The following is a 16,546-nucleotide window of genomic DNA, read 5'->3' as shown; positions in this document are numbered from 1 at the left end:
ATACAGATTAAAAATATATGTAAACTTTATGTAAATTTAAGGAGATTCAAAATGGCAACAATATACAAAAACAAAATAAAAAATATAGGATCTGAAGTATCTGCTTTTGAAGGAGAGTCAATGTTTATATTATTTGGAGATAATGCTCCAGATACGTTAAAAGATTTCTGTTATACAGTAGATATCCAGCCAGTAATAGAGACTATAGAGGTTGGTCATACAATTGAAATTGATGGAAATGAATATAAAATAACTGCAATTGGAAATGTGGCAGAGAAAAACCTAGAAAGCTTAGGTCATGTTACTATAGTATTTGATGGATCAACAGAAGCTTCTTTACCAGGGAGTATATATGTTGAAGGTTTAGAGGTGCCAAAGCTATCAATTGGTAGTGAAGTATTAATAAAAAAATAATTAATACTTTATACTGAAAAATAAAAATCAGTTACTTCTGTATAGAGGTAACTGATTTTTTCTAATAATTATATATAAAATTTAGGAGGTAATTATGGAGTTAATATTAGATACAGCAAATTTAGATGATATAAAAGATTTGTACACTCATTTATGCATAGATGGTGTGACTACTAATCCGAGTATAGTTTCAAAAGAAGGAAAAGATTTTGAAATACTTATAAAAGAGATTGATGAGATTATAGGTCAAGATACACCAATACATGCACAAGTAGTAAGTACAAAATTTGAAGATATAATAGAAGAGGCTTTATTTATAAGTGGTATAAGAAAGAATATGTATGTAAAAATACCAGTAATAAAAGATGGATTAAAAGCTATAAAAGAACTTAAAAAGCAAGGAATAAAGATAACTGCAACAGCAATATTTACTGCACATCAAGGTTTTTTAGCTGCAAAAGCCGGTGCTGATTATGTTGCACCTTATGTTAATAGATTAGATAACATTAGTGCAGATGGAATATCAGTAGTAAGTGATTTAGTCAAAATATTAAATACTTATAATATGAAAACAAAGGTACTTGCTGCTAGCTTCAAGAATTGTCAACAAGTTTTAGAGTTAATGAAATCAGGTGTTCATAGTGTAACTGTACCAGCAGATATATGTAGCGCAATGATGAACCATCCTTTAACTAATTGGAGTGTAGATAAATTTACTGAAGATTGGTATGATGCTTTTGGAGAAGATACAACGACAAAGAAAAAATAATTAGATAGTTTGTAAAAACTAAATCTACTCTTAAATGTTAGTATTTCTAAGTTGTAATGACTTAATATTTATACAAGATAAGAAAGTAATCTTGATAATGATGTGAAGTATTTTTATAAATTCAAAAATTTAAATGATTAGGAGCTGTCGCATAAACGATTAAAAAATCGTTAGGCGATAGCTCCTTTTTACTTATTTAAAACTCAAAATTACTGAAAATAATTTTATTTCACTTACATTTACTAAAAACAAGCATGACAAAAAAAGGTATTTGAAATGCCTTTTTTAGCTATTTATATTAAAACTAAGCGCTTTTCTTTAAAGGATAAAGGGATGTTTTGCATTTTCCATTATGTATTTTATTTATGTTATGAGCCATTCCTAGTAAAATACATTCTGCTAAAATATTTTTTCCACCTTTACATAAAAACTATCATTCCTTTCGCTGTGCTCAAGGCACAAAATTGGATGAAAAATGGTATAATACATACATTTTTCGTTAATAAATCTAATAAGTAAGTAAATATACTACAGAGCACGGCGGGGTAAGTGAGAAAAGTGCCTATCGGCAAATCCGCATAAAAACTTGTGCCGAATATCTATCTAAGTACAAATAATTGTGCCATGAGCACGTAAGTTAATCTTTGTTTTAGCAAAGACCGTTAAAAAACTAGGATATTCAGTCAATGTTTACTTACTTAATTTTTTATTTAAGGTGATAAAATGCTTAAAATTGTTCATCCAGTATGTTGTGGTATTGATGTTCACAAAAAATTTATAGTAGCTACAATTGCTTCTACTAATTCTAAAAATATCACAACATATAAAACTAAAAACTTTCAAACATTTACCCATAATTTAATTGAATTCAAAAACTGGTTATTAAGTAACAATTGTACTGAAATATGCATGGAAAGTACCGGTAAATACTGGTTACCAATCTATAACATTCTTGAAGATACTTGTAATATTACACTTGCAAATCCTAAATTTATAAAAAATATTCCTGGTAAAAAAACTGATAAACGTGATTCTTTATGGATTACAGATTTACACAAGCATGGTCTAGTTAGGGGGAGTTTTATTCCTCCAAAACAAATCAGAGAACTTAGAGATTTAATGAGATACAGAAGTAAATTAGTTAATTTTCGTTCTAGTGAAAAAAACAGAATTCAAAATTCATTAACTGTATCTAACTTAATGATTTCTAGCGTTGTATCTGATACATTTGGTAAATCTTCTTCAGCTATTATTAAATATGCATTGGATCATCCCGAAAAGCTGAATATTGATTATACTGAATTTCTTCATGCTAGACTACTACCTAAAGCTGAAGAAATAAATCTATCTATGCAAGGCAATATATCTAAAGAGCAATCAAGCAAAATGAGAGTTTCATTTAACCATTTTGACTATATAAATAATTGTTTGACCCAACTAGATAATGTAATTTCTATCATTTCTTCAGACTACCAGGATCAAATATCTTTACTTTCTTCCGTACCAGGAATTACACCTAAGTCTGCCGTAGGCATAATTTCTGAAATAGGTGTTGATATGTCTAAATTTGATACATCAAAGCACCTTTGTTCTTGGGCAGGATTAACGCCTCAGAACAATGAAAGTGCAGGAAAAAAGAAAAGTGTTCGTATAAGTCGTGCCGGTTTATATTTAAAACCTTTGCTTGTTCAATGTGCCAATGCAGCTATTAAAGATAAATCATGTCCTTACTTTAAATATAGATATGAATCTATTAAAAAAAGACGTGGACATAAGAGAGCTATAATAGCTATTTCAAGAATGCTACTTACTTGTTGTTACAATATGTTACTAAATAATAAAGAATTTAATTCTTCATTATACGATTCTTACTTAAGTGATTGTGTAAATCAAACTAAATCTATAGATAGGATGATTAAATATCTACAAACTCAAGGATTTGTAGTTCAAACACAAGTTGAAGAATCACTTGGAATTACATGATAATTAACCAGTAAATCAATTTTCCACAAACTCCGTTTTTATTTTTTTTAATATTTAAAGGGAGTTATTTAGTGTGCAATCCCTTCGGGTATCTTTTTTCAAGTTAACCTTCTAAATTCCATGTTTTGTTTTTATAAATTAATTTAATACCAAAATCTTGCTCACATTTCAAAATAAAATCAGGTATTTTATCAATCATTTTTTGCATATCTTTTGTTACAGATTTTCTCCAAACAAAAGTATATCTATTAGCTGATGATTCTATTTTAGTACCATCTACAAATAATGTTTCTTTTGAAATTTCATTTTTATCTGCGAGTATATTTATTAATTTAGACAGCAATTCTTCACATACTGGAATTAAATAATCAATCTCTAGTGGTAATTTTAATTGATTAACTAACTTTACTTTTAGCATATTATTCCATATCATTGAATTAGACAGCATTAAATTAGTAAATATATAAAGCTAAATAATATAGACAAACTATTAAATTTATTAAAAAAGGTAGGAAGTTATGAAGAAAAAAAATTTGTTTAATGTGTTAATTTTTTGTGGGATTTTTTTATGGATAATTCCATCGATGATATTTTATGAAGTTGACAAAAGGGTAGTATTATTTTATTTTGGGTTTCATGTAATAGTATCTTTTATGTATTTAATACATTTTATATATGTATATAAAGATAAAAAAAATGTAACATATGAGAATGTATTAATATATTTATCTGTAGTTGGGAGTATAATGGTTCATTGCGCTACATATGCAGCATTATTTATTTTGGGTCAACAAAATAGTGTAAAAATAATACCCATAGTATTATTTCTTAGATTAATAATTGCTGTAGCAATTATTATTTTCCGTCAATGGAGCTATAGCTATGAATATTCAGATATAGATAAAAAAATAAAGGAACAAAAGAGATTAAATAAAGAGTCTAATAATAAAAAAATAAAGAAGAAAAAGAACAGCAAATGGATTTATAAAATTTTATTACAGGATTTTAGAGCTAATATTAAAAATTATATAGTTTTTATAATAAGTGCAGTGTTGACAGTTACATATATTTATGGCTTTTTAGGAAACCTTTTCATTGTACATAATATGCAACAAACTAGTATTGCATATATTACTGAAGGAATTACCTCAGTTGTAATAAATGCATTATTTATTATTTCAATTGTAACAATATTAATTCAATTTTATTCACTTAAAAACTATATACAAAACAGAATGTATGATTTTAAGACTCTATTGCTATTAGGTATTAAAAAACAAGAAATATATAAAAGTATGAGATACTTACTAATTGTAAGCTTATTAATTTCTTATGTAATAGGTGCTATTTTAGGTAATGGAATGATTTTTGTTTTTAGAAAAGTGTATGAATTTTATTTACAAAATCCTAATATACCAAGTGTAGATTTAGTATTTGTTACAGAGTTATCATTTATAGGATGTGTAGTGATTTTAGGATTTATGATGGCAATAGTTCAAGATTTAGCTATTGAAAGTAGTATTACTAATATTTCATCATCAGATATGGAAGAAAAACTTCCAAAATATAAAAAGATAATACTTATATTACCAATATTACTTTTAGTATTATTTAAATTCTATTCAGAACCTCATTGGGCTGAATCAAAATATATAATTTATCCTTGGATAATAATCTTTGTAATAGTTGTTTATTATGGAGCAGGTTATATTCTTAATAAGATTAAAAATAAAAAATATTATTTAAAAAATATTTTGCCTCTTAATCTTGCACTTTATAAATCTAGAACCTATTTAAAAAATTCTTTAACATTATATACTTTACTTTTTGTATTGTTTTTCACAAGTATTTTTCAAATAGCTGCTTTATTTCCTTTAGAAACTAAAGAACTTTATCCTTATGATTATGTATGTTTAGGATATGAAAAGGATAAAAGTGAGTTAGAAAGTATAGATAATAAATTTGATGTAAAGAGTGAACTATATCCCGTGGTAAGAGTTACTGTACCAGGAGGAGAAGATGGTGGGAATGGAGATTTATTTAAAATAATACCTATAGGACATCATCTTGGTATTTCTCAAAGTACTTACGAAAAGATAAGTGGTAAAAAATTAAATTTGAAAGATAAAGAAATTTATATTTTATATCAAGAAGATAAATCAAATAAAGCTCATCCATTGGACTTTTATGCTATAAGGTCTAAGCCATTAATTAAAATAGGTGAGGCAGAACTCTATAATCCAGGGTTAAGAAAGGTTATATTTAGCAATGATTATAAGGTAGTTGGTGAAAAAAGAGAAATACTATTTGGAAGATTGACAAATGTAATGTATGAAAATATAGTAATTTTCTCTGATGATTATTTTAATAATAAGCATAATACTAGTGATGGTATCAAGTATTTAATGACAGTTAATAGTAATGCAAGTAATGATAAAGCATTAGAAAGTTATATGAGTAATTATGGAAAGACACATAAAGAAGAAAGTAATCTTGATAGTAATGTGAAGCATATTTATAATTCTAAAGATTTAAATGACGGTTTTCAAGGCGAAAAAATATTCAAATTAATTATTAATATATCCATACTATTAACATTTATAATTGCAAGTATAATAATTGTTTTTGTACATGCTTTTGGAAATATATCTTATTATAAAAATCGTTATGAATTACTTAGCTATTTAGGAGAAAAGAAAAAGAAGTCAAATTCTATAATAAGAAGAGAAATAACATCATTTGCTTTTCTACCATGTATATTAGCAATAGTGACTTCTTTAATATTTATTATAACCACAGTTTATATGCGTGGATTTACTTATTTAGAAATAATATCAAGCGGAAAAGTTTATATAAGTATTATGTTAGTTTTTCTAGTTATATATAGTGTGTCGACATTTATTATATCTCATTTTTTAATTAGAAATATTGGAGGGAAATAGCTATGGAAATTATCAAAGTAGTTGACTTAAAAAAATCTTTTGGAAGTGTTGATGTATTAAAAGGATTAAACTTCCAAATAAAAGAAGGCGAAAGAATTGCAATTATGGGAAACTCTGGATGTGGAAAAACCACATTATTAAAAATATTAGGTCTTATAGATTGGTCCACATATGGGGAAGTTTATTATAAAGGTAAGGAAAGTAAAACCTTATGTAGTGATGAAATTTCAGAAATTAGATTAAATGATATAGGATTTGTATTTCAAGAATTTCGATTATTAGATAGCTTAACTGTTCAAGAAAATATCATGCTTCCTATGATAATAAATAAAGAGGAAGAAGAAATTATGTTTAAAAAATGTAATTATTATGCTAAAAAAGTTGGGATAGAACATCTATTAAATAAAAAGCCATCTAATATTTCAGGAGGTGAAAAACAAAGAACAGCAATTTGTAGAGCTTTAATAAATGATCCAAGTATTATTTATGCTGATGAGCCTACAGGAAATTTAGATTCTAAAACAGGTAAAACTATAATAGATATTCTGATAAATACAAATGTTGAGCTTAAAAAAACTCTAATAATGGTAACCCATGATCCAGTTATAGCTAGCTATTGTAATAGGGTAATATGGTTAAAAGATGGAATGATAGCTCATGAAATTAGAGGAAATGATAAAGATAAACTATATGGTGAAATTATTGAAAAGATGAAAGAAATATAAAGTAAAAACATATTTTAACTTATTAGGCTAGAGAAAACTCTCTAGTCTTTTATTTTGTTAAGAAATGGTAAAATAATATTCAAAATATGTTGACCTACGATATATGTCGTGCTACGATATAAATAAGTTAGATATATCGTACGACGATATATTGTCATACAACATAACAAAGGAAGGGATGATAATGGATGACAAAGAAGTATGAACCTTTAACAGAAAGCTATTACTATATTTTACTTTGTTTATATAAAGGACCTAATCATGGTTATGGAATAATGCAAGATGCTATGAAATTTTCAAATGATAGGGTGAAAATAGGGTCAGGAACAATGTACACTGCAGTAAGCAAAATGATAAAAAAGGGATGGATAAGAGATAGTATGACAACAGATGATAGTGATGATAGAAGAAGAACGTATGAAATCACAAAAGAGGGAACAGATATATTATATGGTGAAATAGAAAGACTTAAAGAGTTATTGAATAGTGCTAAATTAATAGAAAATAGGATGTAAGAATAGGGGGATAATGAAAATGGGAAAAGAATTAAAAAAATCATATGGAGTTTATTCGGCTTGGAATTATGAAAAAGAAGAAGATTTTATAAATGAAAATGGTAAAAATGGATGGCAACTTATAAAGGGAGGTTGTTTTCACAGTGTATATGAAAAAGATGATTCAAAAAAGTACGTATATAAAATAGACTATAATCCAGAAACTATGAGGGAATCCATAGATAAAAAAAGATATATAGAAATGTTTGAAGATTTAGGATGGGAATATATAAACTCAACTTACAATGGTTGGAATTACTTTAGAAAAGAGTATGATGAAAATAGTGATGCAAGTGAATATGAAATATATACAGACCATTCTTCATATAGAGAAATGTTAAGTAGATGGTGTAAATTAGGTAAAGTTGTATTTGTAGTAGATCTTATCTTTGCTTTGATATATACATTTATAGCAATAAAACATAAGGATATTATTATAGGTGTGGAAGCAGTATTATTTTGGGCACTTTTTGTATGGATAAAAAAAGGTCTTAATATAATGAATGAAAAAATGGAAGATAAATAAAACTTTACTAGGGGATGATAAGTATGAGTAATAGTAAAAAATATATTTGCTACGGTTTGATTTTTAGTGGTATTGCATTTTTAATAAGACAGCTAGATATATTTTATATTGTTTTGCCAGATTTTATTAAAGGATTTCTAGAGGGATTTTTCATAAGTTTAGGTTTAGTATTAATACTATTTGGACTATATTGTGGTAGCTATAATTTGCAAAAAATAAGAAACTATAAAAGTAAAGTGTTTAATAAAATCTTAGGAAAATAGAATAAAACATATAAAAAAGGAGTTTTGTTACTCCTTTTTTATATGTAATAATTATGGTAATATTTTTGAAACTAATAAGTTATTTGATATATGGAAAATAAATTTATATAAGATGTTAAAAAATACATTGTAAAAAATGTTGAAATTTGTAGAAATCTACGTTGAAAATATGTTAAAATATAAAAATAATTTCTTAGAAAGGTTACGATTATATTATGAATAATACAAATTCCTATGCATTAGTATTCGGAGTATCAGTTTTTGATATTTGTGGATTTACGGATAATAATTATAGATGCAATGACTCTAACCCAGGTCAGGTTAAGACTTCTTTTGGGGGTGTTTGCAGAAACATAGCTGAATGTATGTCTAGAGTAGGAGTTAATACTAAGTTTATATCAATCTTAGGTGATGATGAAACTGGAAATAGAATGATAGAACATTCAAAACTTATGAATTACGATATGAGTGATTCTTTAATTATAGAAGGTGGACATACACCAACATATATGGCAATACTTAACCATCAAGGTGAGATGGTATCAGCAGTAGTCGATATGAAAATAATAGACAAATTTACTACTGAGTTTATAGACTCTAAAGCAGAAACAATAAAAAACTCTGAATATATGATATTAGATTCAGATAGACCGGACATAGTAGAACATATACTTAAAAACTTTAGTGGAGGAACTAAATTCATATTAGATCCAGTATCTGCTGCAAAAGCAGAAGGTGTAAAACATTTAATAAAATATTTCCATACTATAAAGCCAAACAGATATGAAGCTGAAATAATGTGTGGATTTAAAATTAAAAATGATGAAGATGTAAGAAAAGCTGGAAAATACTTTATTGATCTAGGAATAAAAAATGTATTTATTACATTAGATGAAGACGGAATATACTATAACAATGGAGTAGAAGAGGGTAAATTAAAAGCTAATGATGTTAAGGTTGTAAATGTAACAGGAGCTGGTGATTCTTTTGTTGCAGGAATAGCTCATGGATATATGGAAAATATTTCATTATTAGAGACGCTTAAATTTGCTATTTCCATGTCAACAATAACTATATCAACAGAAGAAACTATTCATCCAGATATGTGTTATGATTTAGTAAGAAAGTATGTTGATAATATACAATGGACTCATATAAAATATAATAAATAATTTTTAATACTATAATCCTTCCATAATAATGGTTGGATTTTTTTGTAAGAAAAAAGTTAAAAAGACTGTAGATATTGAACTGCACCCTGTCAAGTAGACAGTGCAAAAAATAAAAATTAAGCAGCTAAGGTCTGCTCTCGATATTCTATCGGAGTCAGGCCTTTTAATCTTTTTTGTAATCTTCTTTTATTATAAAATTCTATATATTTATCTATTGCTAATTTTAATTCTTCAAAGTTATGAAATTTCTTTAAGTAATACATTTCAGATTTAATAATTCCCCAAAACCCTTCTATTGGTCCATTATCTATACATCTACCTACACGAGACATACTCTGCGTAGCAGATATTTTATCAAGTTTTACCTTGAAGTTTTTACTTGTATATTGGTAGCCGCGATCACTATGGAATATAGGACTAGCAGTAGGATTATTTTCAACTGCTATATCAAACGTATCAAATACTAATTTATTATTGTTTGAATGTCCTACAACATATGAAACTATACTATTATCATATAAATCTATTATTGCACTCAAATAAGCCTTCGTACCATTAGTTAATTTAAATTCAGTTACATCAGTTAACCACTTTTCATTCGGCGTAGCTGCGCTAAAATCCCTATTTAATATATTCTCAGCTGTAATTTGAGGGGTAATTTTAACATAATTCTTTCTTCTTTTGCGAATTACTGATTTCAAATTAAGACATTTCATTAGTCTATAAATTCGCTTATGATTATATCTCTTATATAAATTCCTATTAATATTCATCGTTATACGTCTATATCCATAAATACCCTCAACATCTTCATATACTTTGATTATTTCACGCTCTATAACTTTATTTTCAGTATCTCTTTTAGTTTCTTTTCTGTTTAACCATTTATAATATGAAGCCCTTGAGATACCTGCAAATTTGCATAGTACTAATATTGGATAACCTTCATTATGTAGTTCTTTAATTGCAATATATATGGTTGGTTTTGTGAAACTATTTTTTATCCCCTCCTTTCTACTTCCTCCAATTTTTTTAAAAAGTTGTTTTCCATTTCTAATTGTTTATTCTTTGCTTCTAGTAATCTTATCTGAGCGTTTAATTTTTCAGCCTCACTCATTTGATTTATATTTTTTCTTTTTCCCCTATTATCTTTAAGGGACTCATATCCATTTTCTTTATATTTTCTAACCCAAGTGTAAACTTGTTGATATGAAACTTTATATTTATCTGAAGTTAATTGGTAATTATCATTATTTTCAATGCAAAACGCTACAATTTCAATTCTTTCCTTATATGTTGTTTTTCTACCTTTAGCCATAATTTTATTCTCCTTAGTGTTAGGATATCTCCATTCATTATGACTCTTATTATACTTTAAAATCCAGCCATAAAGTATACTATGTGACGAAATATTATATTTACTACATATATCAAATAATGATCCTTCACCAGCAAAATAGTCATTAACAGCTGAATATTTAAGTTCTGGAGAATAGTAGACATTTTTAGAACTACCTCTTAAGCCTTCGGCTCCATTATCATTATATTTACGAACCCATTCTCTAAAAGTTTCACATGCTACACCTAATTTACTAGCTAATTCTGATGCACTTTTTTCTCCTTTTATATATTTCTCTACATTTATTATTTTTAATTCGTATGATACCTTTGGTTTTCTTCCCATAAAATATGCTCCCTTCATAGTGACAGTTTTATTATTTTACCTGTCTACTATAAAGGGAGCATATCATACCTTGAAGTTTTTACTTGTATATTGGTAGCCGCGATCACTATGGAATATAGGACTAGCAGTAGGATTATTTTCAACTGCTATATCAAACGTATCAAATACTAACTTATTATTATTTGAATGTCCTACAACATATGAAACTATACTATTATCATATAAATCTATTATTGCACTCAAATAAGCCTTTGTACCTTAAATTCAGTTACATCAGTTAACCACTTTTTATTAGGCGTAGATGCGCTAAAATCTCTATTTAATATATTCTCAGCTGTAATTTGAGGGGTAGTTTTAACATAATTCTTTCTTTTTTGCGAATTACTGATTTCAAATTAAGACATTTCATTAGTCTATAAATTCGCTTATGATTATATCTCTTATCTAAATTCCTATTAATATTCATCGTTATACGTCTATATCCATAAATACCTTCAACATCTTCATATACTTTGATTATTTCACGCTCTATAACTTTATTTTCAGTATCTCTTTTAGTTTCTTTTCTGTTTAACCATTTATAATATGAAGCCCTTGAGATACCTGCAAATTGGCATAGTACTAATATTGGATAACCTTCATTATGTAGTTCTTTAATTGCAATATATATGGTTGGTTTTGTGAAACTATTTTTTATCCCCTACTTTCTACTTCCTCCAATTTTTTTAAAAAGTTGTTTTCCATTTCTAATTGTTTATTCTTTCCTTCTAGTAATCTTATCTTAGCGTTTAATTTTTCAGCCTCGCTCATTTGATTTATATTTTTTCTTTTTCCCCTATTATCTTTAAGGGACTCATATCCATTTTCTTTATATTTTCTAACCCAAGTGTAAACTTGTTGATATGAAACTTTATATTTATCTGAAGTTAATTGGTAATTATCATTATTTTCAATGCAAAACGCTACAATTTCAATTCTTTCCTTATATGTTGTTTTTCTACCTTTAGCCATAATTTTATTCTCCTTAGTGTTAGGATATCTCCATTCATTATGACTCTTATTATACTTTAAAATCCAGCCATAAAGTATACTATGTGACGAAATATTATATTTACTACATATATCAAATAATGATCCTTCACCAGCAAAATAGTCATTAACAGCTGAATATTTAAGTTCTGGAGAATAGTAGACATTTTTAGAACTACCTCTTAAGCCTTCGGCTCCATTATCATTATATTTACGAACCCATTCTCTAAAAGTTTCACATGCTACACCTAATTTACTAGCTAATTCTGATGCACTTTTTTCTCCTTTTATATATTTCTCTACATTTATTATTTTTAATTCGTATGATACCTTTGGTTTTCTTCCCATAAAATATGCTCCCTTCATAGTGACAGTTTTATTATTTTACCTGTCTACTATAAAGGGAGCATATCATATCATAATTATCTACAGCCCTTTTTAACTAATGAGAATGCTGAACTCTTTTTCTATGAGTATTATCTTTCAATTCACCTTTAATATGTTTTTCATGGAGATATTTCATATATATAATGGGAGATATTAAGAAAATACATAACATTAATATTACAATAACTAAAAGATAGTAGTTACTGCTAAATAAAAGCATAGGAAAAAACATTATACTACCAGTAAACCAAAGTATTCCGCAAAACTTATGAGTTTTATCCCATATAATATGATTTTCTAAAGTATATTTATTTCTAATAGAAAAGCTAGAGATTCTACTACAATTAGGAATATAGTTACCAAAAAAACCAAATAAAAAACAAATAGCACAAGCAAAGAAATTATAAAAGTTAAAATTGTCTAAGCAAGTTTTATAGTTTAAAGAAATATATATATTTGTATATACTAAAATATTTAATATTATCAAAAAATAATAGTTGTTCCATCTTGTTATTTTATCTTCGGGTTCAGAATGGAAACTTAAATAAAATAACTTAGGTTTTACAATAACAAATAATAAAAAAATTATTATTGGAACAATAAATAATTCATTTTTACTTCCCCACCTATCAATAGTTCCATTCATCCAATAGTGAATAGGAATCTTGTTGGGGATTAATGGATATATATATAGTGTTATTAACAAAGGAAGTGTACCAAATATATTATAAAAAGCCTTAACCATAATGTTAATCTTTTTTACTTTCTTCATTATACTCGTCCTCTTTAAATAAAAATTTAGATTACTCTATATAATATTATATAGTGAAAAGACTAATAGATGTGCCTAAAATAAAAACTTTTACAAAAATATAAAATACTAAACCAATTAGCTTTTTCATTAGTTATAATTTATATAATAAGTTTTGTTATTAAGGGAGAGAGCTAAATGAATAGTAAAATGATTTTTATGGATCCAGAGATAGAATGGGGAGATAAATATTTTCCTGATTTATATGATATTAAAATAAGTAGCCATGGAGAAAAATTGATTGGAACCATGTTAACTCCAGGTAAAAAGGGGCCCAATCCAACTGTGATTTTATTGCATGGATTTCCAGGATATGAAGATAATCATGACCTGTCACATAGCCTTAGAAGATGCGGTTTAAATGTACTTACATTTCATTATAGAGGGTGTTGGGGAGTAAAAGGAAAATTCTCGTTTTCAAACTGTATTGAAGATGTAAATAAAGTAATTGACTTTGTAACTAATGAAGAGAATATAAAAACTTATGATATAGACAAAAATAACATTTTTCTTGTTGGTCATAGTATGGGTGGATTTCTAACTTTGACTAATTGTACTGATGAAAGGATAAAGGCATCTGTGTCAATTAGTCCATATGACTTTGGATTAAAAGGATGTGTAATGAAGGAAGATGAAGATGAATTGAAGGATGGCATAAATATGTTTTCTAAAGCAGTTTTACCATTAAATGAGACAGATACAATGACATTAATTAGAGAAACTATGATTAATGGCGATTATTGGAGATTATCAAATAAGGCAGAACAATTATCTAAAAGAAATATTTTAATAATAGCAGCTACAGGGGATATTGTAGGTCCTAATAAACTTCATCATATACCTTTAATGAAAGAAATCTATAAATATAATAAATATAATGTAAAAGAATTTTTTATAAATACGGATCATTCTTATAGTAATAGAAGAATATTACTTTCTAAAGTTGTGGCAGAGTATATTGAAAGTATATATAAGGGTTGATAAATAAAACAGGAGGTAGTATATGAAAAAATATAAATTAGGACTTATTATTGCCATGTTAATTTGGGGAAGTATTGGTATATTTGTTAGATATATTAATTTTACATCTAGTCAAATAGCATTGGTAAGAGCTATTGTAGGAAGTATATTTTTAATGATTTTTAGTATGATATCAAAAGAAAGTTTATCCAAGGAAAAAATAAAATCCAATTTAGTAGTATTAATATGTTGTGGAATATGTTTAGGTTTCAACTGGATTTTTTTATTTCAAGCATATCATTACACAACTATTTCCACAGCAACAATTTGTTATTACTTAGCGCCAATAATAGTAATGTTTTTATCACCTTTTTTATTGAAAGAGAAATTAAACTCAGTAAAAATTTCTTGTATAGTTGCAGCCATGATAGGAATGTTATGTATTGTGGGAATTGATAAAAATAGTATGGGTAAAAATGACATGGTTGGAATACTATATGGTTTAAGCGCAGCATGTTTATATTCAAGCGTGGTAATCTTAAATAAATTTTTAAAGGATATTTCAGGAAGAGATAGTGCCATAGTGCAATTATCAGTAGCAGCTATATTTCTGTTGCCTTATGTAGCTTTTACAGAAAAAATAAGTTTAATAGGTGTTTCTAGCCAGTCCATAATTCTATTATTAGTAGTAGGTGTAGTTCATACAGGAGTAGCTTATTTATTATATTTTACTGTTATTCAAAAAATAGAAAGTCAGACTGTAGCTATTTACTCTTATGTTGACCCTATTTCTGCCATAATTATGTCGGCTATAATCTTAAGTGAAAGTATGAGTTTATTACAAATTATCGGAGGTATATTAATATTAGGATCTACATTTATTAGTGAAATTTATAGTAATAAAATGAAGTCTCAAGAGCCTTTATTAGAGTCGGCTACTACTGAGGAGGAATAATTGACACATTCTTTTCTTCATGATAAGATAAGACAAAATATTTAATGCATATTTTGGAGGCCAATAAGTGAAGAAGGTATTTTGTATTATACTAATTAGTTTATGTACAATAATTATGATGACTGGATGTAATAAAAAAGTATCTAGTGAAAGTGTTAAAACACATAAAAATGAAGATTCTCAAGAGAGAATTAAAATAATGGAAAATGTATATGTTGATTATATAAATGATATTTATTTAGATAGTAGTAAATATGTGGGTAAAACAATAGAATTAGAAGGTATGTTTACAAAATTAAAAACAGAAGATAATAAAAATCATTTATATGTATATAGATTAACGGATATAGTAGAACATAGTCATGACAATGACAACTCTGAACATGAACACGAAGAAAACAAAGAGGTTGAAGCTATGAGTGGACTAGAATTTGACTATGACGGCGATTTACCAAAAGAAAATGATTGGATAAAGGTTGTAGGTAAGTTAGAAGAACAAGGTGGAAATTTAGTTATTAACGCAGATTCTGTGAAAATAATGAAAAATAGAGGAATGGAAAAAGTAAAAAAATTTTATTAAAATAAAAACCCTAGGATTATTCATAGGGTTTTTATTGATTATTTCTCTTTATTAAAATTCCATTCATAATAAAATTCATCTAAATAAATTTCCATGAATCTATGTCTTTCTTCAGCAATTTGTCTAGCAGTATCTGTATTTATTAAGTCTTTAAGCTTAAGTAATTTTTCATAAAAATGATTGATTGTGTGGTTATCAAGATTTTTTACTTCGTCTAAGCTTTGAAAATTTTTAGGTTTAATATGGGGATCATACATTAATCTATTTTTACTGCCACCATATGTAAAAGCTCTTGCTATGCCTATTGCACCCATGGCATCTAATCTATCAGCATCTTGAACAATTTTTCCTTCTAGATTGTTTTGGTCAGAATTTACTATACCGCCTTTATAGGACATTGTAGTGATTATATTCATTATTCTATGAATAGATTCTTCATCCACATGAAGGGATTTTAAAAAATTTTCTGTTGTTTTATTATTATTGCTAAATTTCCAATCGTCAATATCGTGGAGCAAAGACGTCATTTTAATAATGAATTCATCTCCGCCTTCCTTTTCACAAATATAGGTAGCTAAATTATAAACTCTTTTTACATGAAACCAATCATGGCCAGAGCCTTCTTTATATAATTTATCTTTTACAAATAATTTAGTTTCTTTTAATATTATGTCTTTATTCATTTAACCATCCCTCAATTTTAGTTTTATGTAAAGTATAAATCTATTATATTATAAATTATACTTTCACATACATTTTTTCACAAACAAGAGAAAAGTATGTAATTAAAAA

The 16,546-nt window shown here is 26.8% G+C and carries 19 protein-coding genes and 1 pseudogene; 12 read left to right on the top strand and 8 right to left on the bottom strand.

The window, feature by feature from the left end:
* The first annotated feature begins 51 nt into the window (after window positions 1–51).
* The 3 genes from TVTCOM_RS15325 (at window position 52) to TVTCOM_RS15315 (ending at window position 3,166) form a co-directional block, all read left to right on the top strand.
* The gene (locus tag TVTCOM_RS15325; protein WP_434797134.1) at window positions 52–414 is read left to right on the top strand and encodes a PTS glucitol/sorbitol transporter subunit IIA; all 363 of its coding nucleotides are present in this window, start codon (window positions 52–54) and stop codon (window positions 412–414) included.
* A gap of 94 nt (window positions 415–508) precedes the next feature.
* On the top strand, window positions 509–1,183 hold the full coding sequence (gene fsa, locus TVTCOM_RS15320) for a fructose-6-phosphate aldolase (RefSeq protein ID WP_434797133.1): 675 nt from the start codon (window positions 509–511) through the stop codon (window positions 1,181–1,183).
* Window positions 1,184–1,906: 723 nt separating this feature from the next.
* The gene (locus tag TVTCOM_RS15315; protein WP_434796464.1) at window positions 1,907–3,166 is read left to right on the top strand and encodes an IS110 family transposase; all 1,260 of its coding nucleotides are present in this window, start codon (window positions 1,907–1,909) and stop codon (window positions 3,164–3,166) included.
* A 103-nt stretch (window positions 3,167–3,269) separates the two neighbouring features.
* Here TVTCOM_RS15315 and TVTCOM_RS15310 read toward each other — a convergent pair whose 3' ends face one another.
* Complete coding sequence (locus TVTCOM_RS15310) at window positions 3,270–3,599, bottom strand: hypothetical protein (RefSeq protein ID WP_434797132.1); 330 nt, start codon at window positions 3,597–3,599, stop codon at window positions 3,270–3,272.
* Between the two features lie 85 nt (window positions 3,600–3,684).
* On the opposite strand from TVTCOM_RS15310, the gene TVTCOM_RS15305 reads away from it, so the two are divergent.
* The 6 genes from TVTCOM_RS15305 to TVTCOM_RS15280 all read left to right on the top strand — a co-directional run bounded on the left by TVTCOM_RS15305 (window position 3,685) and on the right by TVTCOM_RS15280 (window position 9,348).
* Entirely contained in the window at window positions 3,685–6,108 is a 2,424-nt protein-coding gene (locus TVTCOM_RS15305) for an FtsX-like permease family protein (protein WP_434797131.1), read from the top strand.
* 2 nt (window positions 6,109–6,110) lie between these two features.
* Entirely contained in the window at window positions 6,111–6,833 is a 723-nt protein-coding gene (locus TVTCOM_RS15300; protein WP_434797130.1) for an ABC transporter ATP-binding protein, read from the top strand.
* Window positions 6,834–7,021: 188 nt separating this feature from the next.
* Complete coding sequence (locus tag TVTCOM_RS15295) at window positions 7,022–7,348, top strand: PadR family transcriptional regulator (RefSeq protein WP_434797129.1); 327 nt, start codon at window positions 7,022–7,024, stop codon at window positions 7,346–7,348.
* A gap of 19 nt (window positions 7,349–7,367) precedes the next feature.
* Window positions 7,368–7,913 (top strand): DUF2812 domain-containing protein, encoded by a 546-nt coding sequence (locus TVTCOM_RS15290; RefSeq protein WP_434797128.1) that lies wholly within the window; start codon window positions 7,368–7,370, stop codon window positions 7,911–7,913.
* Window positions 7,914–7,936: 23 nt separating this feature from the next.
* A complete protein-coding gene (locus TVTCOM_RS15285) occupies window positions 7,937–8,176 on the top strand; it encodes a hypothetical protein (RefSeq protein WP_434797127.1) in 240 nt (79 codons plus the stop codon).
* A 215-nt stretch (window positions 8,177–8,391) separates the two neighbouring features.
* A complete protein-coding gene (locus TVTCOM_RS15280; protein WP_434797126.1) occupies window positions 8,392–9,348 on the top strand; it encodes a carbohydrate kinase family protein in 957 nt (318 codons plus the stop codon).
* Between the two features lie 116 nt (window positions 9,349–9,464).
* On the opposite strand, the gene TVTCOM_RS15275 is transcribed toward TVTCOM_RS15280, so the two are convergent.
* From TVTCOM_RS15275 to TVTCOM_RS15250, 6 genes and pseudogenes are all read right to left on the bottom strand, one after another.
* A complete protein-coding gene (locus TVTCOM_RS15275; protein ID WP_434799756.1) occupies window positions 9,465–10,313 on the bottom strand; it encodes an IS3 family transposase in 849 nt (282 codons plus the stop codon).
* Window positions 10,314–10,348: 35 nt separating this feature from the next.
* The gene (locus TVTCOM_RS15270; protein WP_434797125.1) at window positions 10,349–11,032 is read right to left on the bottom strand and encodes a transposase; all 684 of its coding nucleotides are present in this window, start codon (window positions 11,030–11,032) and stop codon (window positions 10,349–10,351) included.
* Between the two features lie 69 nt (window positions 11,033–11,101).
* Window positions 11,102–11,388: pseudogene (locus TVTCOM_RS15265) on the bottom strand (DDE-type integrase/transposase/recombinase); the annotation flags it as partial.
* Entirely contained in the window at window positions 11,352–11,522 is a 171-nt protein-coding gene (locus TVTCOM_RS15260) for an IS3 family transposase (RefSeq protein WP_434799741.1), read from the bottom strand. The pseudogene TVTCOM_RS15265 and the gene TVTCOM_RS15260, both read right to left, overlap by 37 nt.
* 203 nt (window positions 11,523–11,725) lie before the next feature.
* Window positions 11,726–12,409, bottom strand: a complete 684-nt coding sequence (locus tag TVTCOM_RS15255; RefSeq protein WP_434797124.1) for a transposase — start codon at window positions 12,407–12,409, stop codon at window positions 11,726–11,728.
* Window positions 12,410–12,503: 94 nt separating this feature from the next.
* Window positions 12,504–13,220, bottom strand: coding sequence for a DUF1648 domain-containing protein (locus tag TVTCOM_RS15250; protein WP_434797123.1), 717 nt, complete (start codon window positions 13,218–13,220; stop codon window positions 12,504–12,506).
* A 177-nt stretch (window positions 13,221–13,397) separates the two neighbouring features.
* On the opposite strand from TVTCOM_RS15250, the gene TVTCOM_RS15245 reads away from it, so the two are divergent.
* From TVTCOM_RS15245 to TVTCOM_RS15235, 3 genes are all read left to right on the top strand, one after another.
* Window positions 13,398–14,240 carry an alpha/beta hydrolase family protein gene (locus tag TVTCOM_RS15245; protein ID WP_434797122.1) on the top strand — a complete coding sequence of 281 codons (843 nt, stop codon included), beginning with the start codon at window positions 13,398–13,400 and terminating at the stop codon, window positions 14,238–14,240.
* Between the two features lie 22 nt (window positions 14,241–14,262).
* Window positions 14,263–15,174 carry a DMT family transporter gene (locus TVTCOM_RS15240; protein ID WP_434797121.1) on the top strand — a complete coding sequence of 304 codons (912 nt, stop codon included), beginning with the start codon at window positions 14,263–14,265 and terminating at the stop codon, window positions 15,172–15,174.
* A 67-nt stretch (window positions 15,175–15,241) separates the two neighbouring features.
* The gene (locus tag TVTCOM_RS15235) at window positions 15,242–15,754 is read left to right on the top strand and encodes a TIGR03943 family putative permease subunit (RefSeq protein ID WP_434797120.1); all 513 of its coding nucleotides are present in this window, start codon (window positions 15,242–15,244) and stop codon (window positions 15,752–15,754) included.
* 38 nt (window positions 15,755–15,792) lie between these two features.
* Here the strand turns inward: TVTCOM_RS15235 and TVTCOM_RS15230 are convergent, their stop codons facing one another.
* Window positions 15,793–16,437: an HD domain-containing protein gene (locus tag TVTCOM_RS15230; RefSeq protein ID WP_434797119.1), complete on the bottom strand. Its 645-nt coding sequence runs from the start codon at window positions 16,435–16,437 to the stop codon at window positions 15,793–15,795.
* Window positions 16,438–16,546: the final 109 nt, after the last annotated feature.

This window comes from Terrisporobacter vanillatitrophus, assembly GCF_051148895.1.
Lineage (GTDB): Bacteria > Bacillota > Clostridia > Peptostreptococcales > Peptostreptococcaceae > Terrisporobacter > Terrisporobacter vanillatitrophus.
The sequence above is the reverse complement of the archived record's forward strand: the minus strand, read 5'-3'. Positions and strand labels throughout refer to the sequence as shown.

What these genes read in the sequence shown, in the direction of transcription:
- TVTCOM_RS15325 (WP_434797134.1), top strand. Translation starts at nt 52, where the DNA reads ATGGCAACAATATACAAAAACAAAATAAAAAATATAGGATCTGAAGTA.
- fsa (WP_434797133.1), top strand. Translation starts at nt 509, where the DNA reads ATGGAGTTAATATTAGATACAGCAAATTTAGATGATATAAAAGATTTG.
- TVTCOM_RS15315 (WP_434796464.1), top strand. Translation starts at nt 1,907, where the DNA reads ATGCTTAAAATTGTTCATCCAGTATGTTGTGGTATTGATGTTCACAAA.
- TVTCOM_RS15310 (WP_434797132.1), bottom strand. Translation starts at nt 3,599, where the DNA reads ATGATATGGAATAATATGCTAAAAGTAAAGTTAGTTAATCAATTAAAA.
- TVTCOM_RS15305 (WP_434797131.1), top strand. Translation starts at nt 3,685, where the DNA reads ATGAAGAAAAAAAATTTGTTTAATGTGTTAATTTTTTGTGGGATTTTT.
- TVTCOM_RS15300 (WP_434797130.1), top strand. Translation starts at nt 6,111, where the DNA reads ATGGAAATTATCAAAGTAGTTGACTTAAAAAAATCTTTTGGAAGTGTT.
- TVTCOM_RS15295 (WP_434797129.1), top strand. Translation starts at nt 7,022, where the DNA reads ATGACAAAGAAGTATGAACCTTTAACAGAAAGCTATTACTATATTTTA.
- TVTCOM_RS15290 (WP_434797128.1), top strand. Translation starts at nt 7,368, where the DNA reads ATGGGAAAAGAATTAAAAAAATCATATGGAGTTTATTCGGCTTGGAAT.
- TVTCOM_RS15285 (WP_434797127.1), top strand. Translation starts at nt 7,937, where the DNA reads ATGAGTAATAGTAAAAAATATATTTGCTACGGTTTGATTTTTAGTGGT.
- TVTCOM_RS15280 (WP_434797126.1), top strand. Translation starts at nt 8,392, where the DNA reads ATGAATAATACAAATTCCTATGCATTAGTATTCGGAGTATCAGTTTTT.
- TVTCOM_RS15270 (WP_434797125.1), bottom strand. Translation starts at nt 11,032, where the DNA reads ATGGGAAGAAAACCAAAGGTATCATACGAATTAAAAATAATAAATGTA.
- TVTCOM_RS15255 (WP_434797124.1), bottom strand. Translation starts at nt 12,409, where the DNA reads ATGGGAAGAAAACCAAAGGTATCATACGAATTAAAAATAATAAATGTA.
- TVTCOM_RS15250 (WP_434797123.1), bottom strand. Translation starts at nt 13,220, where the DNA reads ATGAAGAAAGTAAAAAAGATTAACATTATGGTTAAGGCTTTTTATAAT.
- TVTCOM_RS15245 (WP_434797122.1), top strand. Translation starts at nt 13,398, where the DNA reads ATGAATAGTAAAATGATTTTTATGGATCCAGAGATAGAATGGGGAGAT.
- TVTCOM_RS15240 (WP_434797121.1), top strand. Translation starts at nt 14,263, where the DNA reads ATGAAAAAATATAAATTAGGACTTATTATTGCCATGTTAATTTGGGGA.
- TVTCOM_RS15230 (WP_434797119.1), bottom strand. Translation starts at nt 16,437, where the DNA reads ATGAATAAAGACATAATATTAAAAGAAACTAAATTATTTGTAAAAGAT.